The organism is Mycobacterium sp. KBS0706, assembly GCF_005938675.2.
GTDB lineage: Bacteria > Pseudomonadota > Alphaproteobacteria > DSM-16000 > Inquilinaceae > Inquilinus.
Genome location: NZ_VCCH02000179.1, coordinates 1 through 7,868 on the forward strand (window position 1 = coordinate 1; position 7,868 = coordinate 7,868).

The 7,868-nt window shown below is 64.5% G+C and carries 11 protein-coding genes and 1 pseudogene; 6 read left to right on the forward strand and 6 right to left on the reverse strand.

The window, feature by feature from the left end; all coding sequences use genetic code 11:
- The first annotated feature begins 804 nt into the window (after nucleotides 1-804).
- Together FFK22_RS40050 and FFK22_RS40055 are read left to right on the forward strand one after the other, a co-directional pair.
- Nucleotides 805-1,374 (forward strand): hypothetical protein, encoded by a 570-nt coding sequence (locus FFK22_RS40050; protein ID WP_138893574.1) that lies wholly within the window; start codon nucleotides 805-807, stop codon nucleotides 1,372-1,374.
- On the forward strand, nucleotides 1,371-2,162 hold the full coding sequence (locus tag FFK22_RS40055) for a M91 family zinc metallopeptidase (protein WP_138893575.1): 792 nt from the start codon (nucleotides 1,371-1,373) through the stop codon (nucleotides 2,160-2,162). The genes FFK22_RS40050 and FFK22_RS40055 overlap by 4 nt, the downstream gene beginning before the upstream one ends.
- A 269-nt stretch (nucleotides 2,163-2,431) precedes the next feature.
- Here the strand turns inward: FFK22_RS40055 and FFK22_RS43535 are convergent, their stop codons facing one another.
- Nucleotides 2,432-2,746, reverse strand: a complete 315-nt coding sequence (locus FFK22_RS43535) for a hypothetical protein (RefSeq protein WP_186002933.1) — start codon at nucleotides 2,744-2,746, stop codon at nucleotides 2,432-2,434.
- Here FFK22_RS43535 and FFK22_RS40065 point away from each other — a divergent pair.
- Nucleotides 2,732-2,850, forward strand: a pseudogene (locus FFK22_RS40065) (IS5/IS1182 family transposase); the annotation flags it as partial. The gene FFK22_RS43535 and the pseudogene FFK22_RS40065 sit on opposite strands and share 15 nt — an antisense overlap.
- Nucleotides 2,851-3,570: 720 nt before the next feature.
- On the opposite strand, the gene FFK22_RS40070 reads toward FFK22_RS40065, so the two are convergent.
- Entirely contained in the window at nucleotides 3,571-3,804 is a 234-nt protein-coding gene (locus FFK22_RS40070) for a hypothetical protein (RefSeq protein ID WP_138893577.1), read from the reverse strand.
- A 35-nt stretch (nucleotides 3,805-3,839) separates the two neighbouring features.
- Between FFK22_RS40070 and FFK22_RS40075 the strand changes: the two genes are divergently transcribed.
- From FFK22_RS40075 to tnpB (FFK22_RS44950), 3 genes are read left to right on the forward strand one after another with little or no spacing between them, the layout of a single operon-like run.
- Complete coding sequence (locus FFK22_RS40075; RefSeq protein WP_186002929.1) at nucleotides 3,840-4,295, forward strand: transposase; 456 nt, start codon at nucleotides 3,840-3,842, stop codon at nucleotides 4,293-4,295.
- Nucleotides 4,292-4,453, forward strand: a complete 162-nt coding sequence (gene tnpB, locus FFK22_RS44645) for an IS66 family insertion sequence element accessory protein TnpB (RefSeq protein WP_306770252.1) — start codon at nucleotides 4,292-4,294, stop codon at nucleotides 4,451-4,453. Before FFK22_RS40075 ends, tnpB (FFK22_RS44645) begins: the two co-directional genes overlap by 4 nt.
- Nucleotides 4,417-4,536 carry an IS66 family insertion sequence element accessory protein TnpB gene (gene tnpB / locus FFK22_RS44950; protein ID WP_373683775.1) on the forward strand — a complete coding sequence of 40 codons (120 nt, stop codon included), beginning with the start codon at nucleotides 4,417-4,419 and terminating at the stop codon, nucleotides 4,534-4,536. The genes tnpB (FFK22_RS44645) and tnpB (FFK22_RS44950) overlap by 37 nt, the downstream gene beginning before the upstream one ends.
- 54 nt (nucleotides 4,537-4,590) lie before the next feature.
- Here the strand turns inward: tnpB (FFK22_RS44950) and FFK22_RS40085 are convergent, their stop codons facing one another.
- From FFK22_RS40085 to FFK22_RS43540, 4 genes are all read right to left on the reverse strand, one after another.
- Nucleotides 4,591-6,624, reverse strand: a complete 2,034-nt coding sequence (locus FFK22_RS40085; RefSeq protein WP_186002930.1) for a recombinase family protein — start codon at nucleotides 6,622-6,624, stop codon at nucleotides 4,591-4,593.
- On the reverse strand, nucleotides 6,621-6,917 hold the full coding sequence (locus FFK22_RS40090; RefSeq protein WP_138893611.1) for a hypothetical protein: 297 nt from the start codon (nucleotides 6,915-6,917) through the stop codon (nucleotides 6,621-6,623). The genes FFK22_RS40085 and FFK22_RS40090 overlap by 4 nt, the downstream gene beginning before the upstream one ends.
- Nucleotides 6,914-7,387, reverse strand: coding sequence for a helix-turn-helix domain-containing protein (locus FFK22_RS40095; protein WP_221939241.1), 474 nt, complete (start codon nucleotides 7,385-7,387; stop codon nucleotides 6,914-6,916). The genes FFK22_RS40090 and FFK22_RS40095 overlap by 4 nt, the downstream gene beginning before the upstream one ends.
- A 168-nt stretch (nucleotides 7,388-7,555) precedes the next feature.
- Nucleotides 7,556-7,868 (reverse strand): DUF5372 family protein (locus FFK22_RS43540; protein ID WP_186002931.1); only part of this gene is annotated, 313 nt, incomplete at its 5' end.

Consider the following 7,868-nt stretch of genomic DNA (forward strand, 5'->3'; position numbering starts at 1 on the left):
ACCTGGTCGAGGTGGCCTGCTGGGCCCATTATCTGGAGTTCGTTTTTATGTGGAGTGGCGGGTCGGCGGTGCCGGGTTTGGCGGTGACGGCAGCCGACGGGACTCCGCATAATCCTCGCCCACGCGTGGCGCTCCGCCGACGCATGGGAGAGCGACCGTGCAGCTTCCGCTCCGAACATCGTCGAGCGTCGATGCCTATATCCGGAACCGGGAATGGCGCGCGGCCCGATTGTCCGGCTGCCCCCTGCATCCGTCGGGCGGCTGCTCCTTTGCCCGTCACGGCAGCTACGCCCGGGTGACGCCATCAGGGCTGCGGATCGCACGGTGATACTGTCCTGAGGGCCGTCGAACATTCAGCCTGTTGCCGGACTTCCTCGCCGCCAAGCTGCCCGGCCTGCTCGCGTCGATGGAGACGAGCGTCACCGTCGCATTGTCAGCCAAGAGCCTGGAGGCCGCGGCGGATGCGCTGCGCGGGCTCGACGTCACCTTGCCCAGCGCTGTCCGTTGGCTGCGCCGGCGCATCCGAGCGGTCCGAACGGCTCTCATGCATGTGTCGCCGGCGGCGGTGATCGGCGCGCTCGGCGGAGAGCCGGCGCCTGGGATCGATCTCGCCGAGGGGCCCGTGCTGCTTGGCCTTCGCCGGTCGCTCTCGCCGCAGATGTTGAACAGCATTCCGGCGCCGTTGGGCTTCAAGCCGCCATGGGACGTCGGATGGCCGCGGGGCGGCACCGGCCAACATGGGATGGGGCCTGACCGGGAGGTTGCCGATCCCTACGGTCCGGTGGTCGATGGGGACCAAGCCCGATGGCACATCAGATCGCACCGCGCGTTGCCGAAGCCTCGCCCACCACCAAGGATATGCTCCGGATCTGGCGTGCCGATCGCTCCGTGCAGGACAGTAGCGCCAGCGTTTACCTGCAATGGATCAAGCGGTTCCGCGCCTACTGTGCGGGACGCGGGCTCGATGAACGCGCCGAGCTGACCCTGGGCGGCGCGCGGCGCTTCATCGCCTGGTATGCGCAGCTCCGGCATCTCGATCCACGGCGGCTGGGAGGAGCGCGGAGCGCGCTGTATGCCTTGAGCCGCGTGCACCAGGTCTTTTTCTGCCCAATTTGCTGGCAGTCTCCTAATTTGCAGGCAGCGTCACAGCTTGAGGCTGGGGCGCGGGGCATCCGGTTCGATCCGGCGGGTTGGGGCCGGATGCGTCTTGCAGGCGACTGCTCAAGCGCGGTGGCCGCCCACTTCGGCTCGACCGACAAGCCGGTGGGCCCTTCCGCACGTTTGTTCTTCCGCAACTCCGTGCCGACGAAGGCCTACGGTTCGGCGTTCCGTCCAGCTCGATCCTGGCTTATCACATATTTGACGCAATTATGATCGATGTTGCCGCTCCCAGCCAGATGGCGGGGATGTGCAACTGTTCCGGTGAACGGACGATGAAGTCAGAGCAATTCCATGAGTGGCTGCGCAAGTTAACGGGTTGTAGAACTCCTCGCCCGCAGGCTCCATCCTCTTCACCGGAAAGGATCCATGTTCTTAGTGACTTCCCTGTGCTTGCCGTGGAGTACGCGCCGGCCCAGCATCCATTTTTCGAGAAGATCGTTGTTGAAGCGCTACGCCTGATTAACTCGATCCCATCTGGGCAGGATTTGCTGAGGCTCATCGCCGCGGCGAAACCTTCTCATCGAGGAGATTTTCCTCCGGGTGTCAATGTGAAGATTAAGCCCGGAGACTTTCATGCCATACAGAGTGGCCTGAAGCGTGTATGGATAGACGGCACGATGGACAGGACGGTCGTCAAAACCTATGAGGCGAAATACAATATGAATTCGACGCCATTTTATTATGTGGGCGGAAGCTATAACAGGCCGCTGAGCCCGGAAGACGCGTCGAATAAGCAGGGAAGCGTTTGCGTGTGTGCCTTTACGAATGCGCAGTGCTTTACCAACAAGGGAGAGACAGTCGCGGCGCACATCGTTTTGGCTCATGAGCTCATTCACGCGTGGCATGCGCTTTATGGGCTATCGAAGTCGGGAAAGGACGAGGAATTGTGGACAACAGGGATCGGGCCACTGGAAAGCCAAGAAGCGGATGAATTTCCTCGCATAAATGAAAACCTTCTCCGCGAGCAATTCGGACTTGAGAAAAGACTTTCCTATTACTGATCTTTGGCTGTGATTGGGTGTTTTCACGCGAGAGCATCTGGGAAGAAGTGGGTTGGTCTGAATCTGGCCGGGAGGTTGATGCAACTGCTCCCGGCCTCCAGCAATGCCAGAGATCCATTTGACGATCAGAGCTTGAGGCTGCGACGCGGGGCGTCCGGTTCGATGCGCGCGCCGGCGCCGGCAACGCCCGCTCGGGCGCAGGCGCGGTGGCCGCCCGCTTCTGCTCGGCCAAGGTAAGCGTGAGCTACCCCTCTTGGTGATCTCGCAGGTCAGCGCCGCTCGATAACCAAGTAGTCCTCGCTCAGGTCCTTAAAGATTTCCCGGAGGCCGGCCACGGCATCGACTGCCGCCTCCCAAGAGCTGAAGCGGCGGGCCCGGCGGAGCTCGGGACTCCAAATCGGTTTCTCCCCCTTGATTTCGACGAGATAGAGCGGGCCGCGTCCCGCGGCTTTCTCGATGATATATGCAGCCATGTCGGATCTATCGGCCTGAGCGTTGGTGCACTTCCCCAGAGCTGACAGGGTGGTGCGGTTGAGGTAGGAGGGATTTCCCGCAGTTTGGTAGTCCGGATGCAGCACAAGCACAACGCCGCTCGCCGCCACCACATTCCGAAGATGAAGTACCAGGTGCGGAACTGGCGGGCCTATGAGGCGGGCTGCGGCGGCGAGGGAGCCTGACGTTGGGCGTTGTCGCGCTTCATTGAGATGGCCAAGATTGCCCCTTTCCCCATCGGGGCTATGGGGCGGAGGTGAAGCGGCGGACGGAGTCCGGGCGTCCGGCGCCGAGCATGCGGTTGAGGGCGGCGACGCCGATGGCGGCTCGGTCTGCTGCGCGGCGAAGCCGCGGGCGCGCAGCCGGGGCCCGGTCAGCGCCATGTATCGTCCCATGGTGGTCTTCGACCCGGGCGCGTTGGCCGTAGCCGGTGGTGGCCTGCCAGCCCAGCAGTCCGCGGGCTGCGATCGTCTCGAGATGCCGGTCGCAATGGTCGGCGACCCGATCTCGCAGCTGCGCACCGCGGTCGCGCGGGGGATCACCACCGCGACCCCGGCGCGTTGCTCCGTGAGTGTCCGAATTTTGGGGTTGTAGGCCCAAAGCCGCGAAGTGGCCGGGTATCGTTGTAGTTCAACGACTTGTCTGTCTGCGAGCCACCGTCGCGGCCGCGGCGCGGATCTGGGCGATGTCCTGGGGATGCGTCAGGTTGTTCGTCGCGATGGCCTCGTCCGCCGGGACGCCGCGACGCACTGCGTGCTGGCCCTGGCCATAGTCACCCCGTCAGCGCGCGGCCCGCCGCTCGCCGCTTCGGACAGACGGGACGCCTCCCTGGCGGCGCGATCGATGGCGGCGGCCTTCGTGTCGACCGGCTCGAGAGATCGGTGCCCGACAGCGCCGAGGAACTGGTCCTCAAGTTCTATGGCGCGATGCCGCTTGCCTGCATCACCGATGTGCTGCTCGACGTAGACGAGCGTGTCGGCTTCAGCGAGGTCTTCACCTTGCCGTTCAGGCGATCGAGCATGGCGGCGATCGCCTGGTTGGCCTCGGCCAGCGAGAAGAAGGTCTGGTGCCGCAGCCGGCCCAGGAGTACGCGTGATGTGAAGGCCGCCTGCCGTTGGAGGAGAGGAGGCTCCAGGATGGTGTCCACCATCAGCGTTGGTGGACACCATGGTGGAGTGGAGCCAGATGTCGAGCTCGGGCCGGCGGAGTTGGAGCGAGGAGCAGAAGCAGCGGATCATCGAAGCGACGTTGGTGCTTGGAGTGTCGGTGGCGGAGGTGGCGCGGCAGTACGAGGCGAACGCCAACCTGCTGTTCAAGTGGCTGCGTCAGGCGGGCCGAGGCCGTGGTGTCGCGAAGCGGACCGGGCGTGAGGGCGATGACGCATCCGTGGTACCGATGGAGTTCGTGCCGCTGGGCGTGTTCGGCGGAAGCGAAGGGACAGCCGCGGCGGCGAGCCTGCCGCTGGCGGCACCGTCGGAGCGGTCCGCGAGTTCCGGTCTAGCCTCCGCCGCGGCGTGCTCCGAGCAGCGGCCGGGAGCGATCGAGATCGCCCTGCCGGGCGGTGCCCGGGTCCGGGTCGACGCCTTCGTCAACCAGGGGGCGCTGCGGCGCGTGCTGCAGGCGCTGAAGGAGTTGCCGTGATCACGGTGACGCCCGGCACGAAGGTCTATCTCTGCTGCCGTCCGACGGACATGCGGCGCGGCTTCGACGGCCTGGCCGCCGACGTCGCTGCGGTGTTGAGGCAGGTCCGTATTCCGGCCATCTGTTCCTCTTCAGGTCCAGGAAAGCGGATTACCTGAAGATTCTTCACTACGACGGCACGGGGCTGTGCCTGTTCGCCAACCGCGTGGCTTCATACTGCATCTCCTGCCGTTTGATGTGAGCATTTTGCTTCGCCTGCCTGGCGGATCGCTGCTGCCCGATCGGTGAGCCGGTTCTATCGGCTGCTTTGCTTGAGCGGAGGGGTCGGCCCTGGCGCTTCATAGAGATACGCATGGGCGTTGTAGGCATGCCTCATGACGAGGCCGTGCTCGACCCATCGGATCAGGGTGCTTTCGCAGATCCCGAAGCGTGATGCTGCCTCCTCCCGCGTCAACAACCCTCGATCCCGGAGCCGGTCGTAGCGGGAGCGGAGCCCGTACTCGTTGGCGAGATAGGCAACCCGCAAGGCGGTGAACCGCGCGTCGGCCTGACCTCGCCTTGCCGAACCGCCGGGACGGATGCCTCGATCGTTCAGAATGTCGGCGATTTCGGGATAGATGTGGCTGTCGAGGAGGGTGTCGACGAGCTCGACCACCTTGGGATCGGTCTTGACCTGCTGAGCCGAGGATTTGGGGTTCTGCGTCGTCAGCGTCTCAGTCCTTCCGCCCTTGAAGCGGACATGGATCCGCGTCGTTCCTTCGGCTGGAAGTTTGACGAGGGTGACGTCCTCGATGATGTAGGCGAGCAGCCGCTTGCGCTCGCGGTTCGGAAGGCTCGGATCACGCCAAAGCGTTGCGAAGTCCGTCGTCATGGCGACCAGGCGCTTGCGGATTGCGCCATCGACCGCACTCCGGTCCTTCTGCCGCTCGCGCTCTCTATCCTCTTGCGCCGAGGCCAAGGCGCGCAGCTTGTCGTTCCATTCGCGTTCGAGGGTATCTGCGACCAGACGGTTGCTCGGATCGACCAGCATGAAGCGCCGCTGCGCGAGATCGGCCTCGAACTGGGCGCGTTCAACGGCGCGAAGCCGGAGCCGATCGGCTTCGTCATGACGCGCTTCAATCTCCTTGCGGATCTCCAGGGCCAGTTCGACAGCAGCCGGCGTCATCTCGGCGGCGATCAATTCGCCGATCGCGATGTCGATGGGCCCGCCCGCGATCGACTGGCACGTCGGTTCGCCACGAGAGTTGTGCGCCTGGCCGCAGACGTACCATGCCTCCAGCCTGCCGCGCCGGGCGACATAGCGAGCCCCGAGATGTCTGCCGCAGCGCCCGCACACCGCACGCCCCTGCAGCAGCGCCGAGCCCTCCCGCGGCGGCGAGGCACGAGCGGCCTCGAACCCGTGGCCATTGGCCTCGAGAGTCTTGAGGTTCTGCTGGAACTGCTCCCAGGTGATGTAGCCGGGATGAGCGTCGGGGATGCAGGAGAGCCAGTCACCGGGTTCGCGCTTTCGGAGCAGCTTCTTCCCATCGGCGGCACGCCTGTAATGTCGCCGGCCATAGACATAAGCGCCCGCGTAGCGGGGATTGTTCAACGTGCGGATCGCCGTCGATATGGTCAGCGGCTGGAAGATCGTCGCCTTCTGATTGCGGATCCGGGACGGGAAGCGAAGCCCCTCCCTATGGAACACCTTGACCGTCTGGCAGGCGGAGCCAACCCGCGAGAATGTCTCGAAGAAGTACGCGATCGTGGCCCGGATCTGGGCATCCGGGTCGAGCACGACATTGCCGACGTCGTCATAAGCCAGGCCGGTCGGGAGCGGGCAGCGATATTCGCCACGTCGCACCTTGTTCAGGATCCCGCCGCGCAGTCGAGCCTTGAGGACGTGGAGTTCGGCCTCGCTCATCGTTCCTTTGAGGCCGAGCAGGAGCCGATCGTTGAAGCTGGCCGGATCGTATACGCCGTCCTCGTCGAGGATCAGCGTGTCGGCCAGGGCGCAGATCTCCAGGAGCCGATGCCAATCGGCATTGTTCCGTGCCAGTCGGGACACTTCCAGCCCCATGACGATCCCGGCGTGTCCCATGCCGACATCGGTCACCAGGCGCTGGAATCCCTCGCGCCACGATGCCGATGCCCCGGATTCGCCCTGGTCGCAGTCGATGACGATGATCTGATCGTCGCGCCAGCCAAGCGCGTTCGCACGGCCGCGAAGGGCGTATTGCCGCTTGGTGCTCTCGACGTTCTCCATCACCTGCCGCATCGACGATTGCCGGACGTAGAGATAGGCGCCCCGTTCGAGGTGACGAGGTTGGACCTTGGGCAACGCGTTCATGCTGGTCTCCGCTCAGTCATCGTCATAGCCATGGTGGCGAGCAGGTGGACGACCGCGCGCTGTTCGCAGGGCCCGCCCAGATGCGACGGGCGAGCCGAGGAAGCCGGGATCGGTCCTTGCCGGGCACGATCGATGACGCGCGCCCACGACCACATGCCGCAATGTAGAAGGACGATCAGCCCGGTGCGGGCGTCCGGAGACAGTGCCGCGCCGAGCATGGCGGCGCGCAACAGCTCGTACTGTTCCTCGGCGGTTGGCAAGTGCCCTGTCGGCTTCGGGCGGGCCATGATCATCGCGGCGTTTTTTTTGCACCGATCGCGCGCTCGATCGTTCTCGGATGCACCTCCAGGCCGAACTCGCTCTGGACCAGCCTTGCCAGCTCGCGCGCCCGGATCGGCTCGCCCGGGATCAACCGCGCATTGATAAAGGCCAGCACCTCGCCCTGGAGCTTGTGGGGACCGCGCGGGCCCCGCTTCTTGGGAACAAGCCCCGCTATGCCTGCCTCTTCGAAGTCCGCCTTCGCCTGGTAAAAGGTCGGGCGGGAGACGCCGTATTCGTCGGATACGTCCGTCACCGACGCCCTCTCGACAGACACACGCCGCAGCATCTCGTACTTCACCTGCACGAGATCGCGCGGATCGAAGAAGCCGCCCACCTGGAACTTCGGGTCGCACACCCTCTCGGGCGCCGGATTCAGCGTGCCGTCTTCGGTCAGGGCGTCGACCTTTGAACGCCGACTGCTGTGACTTGCTGGCACGGTCACCCCCAAGCGGCTCGATCGATGTGTAATCAAAAATGTGCCGCATTGAGTTAACCTGTCAAGGCACAAGCGCCGACAACGCGTTCCAGGAACGGCCACTATATGGCGCAAATCCAGTTCCATCGGCATGGCCGCGGCGTCAATTACCTTACACTAGCGGCAAAATTATCCTTACGATGTGCCCGGCCCGCGCGAGGCCATACGAGCCACGAGGCGGGCCAGTTCCATCAGGTCCGCGACCCGGAACAGCGCACGGCTTTGCCCCATAACGATCTCAGGATCGGGAGTGGCAGCGTCAGTCCATTGCGGCGGAACCGAACAGATTGCGCCGTCGTCAAAGCGCAGCAACAGGCGCCTGCCGGCCCGGTTGTATCGTTCGCCGACACAGATGGCCGCCCGTCCGCTGAACGGATGAAAGGGGTGGATTATGAGAACCTGCTGCGCGGCAGCGAGGGGAACGCCTGCATTCTGGGGTGAGTTACAA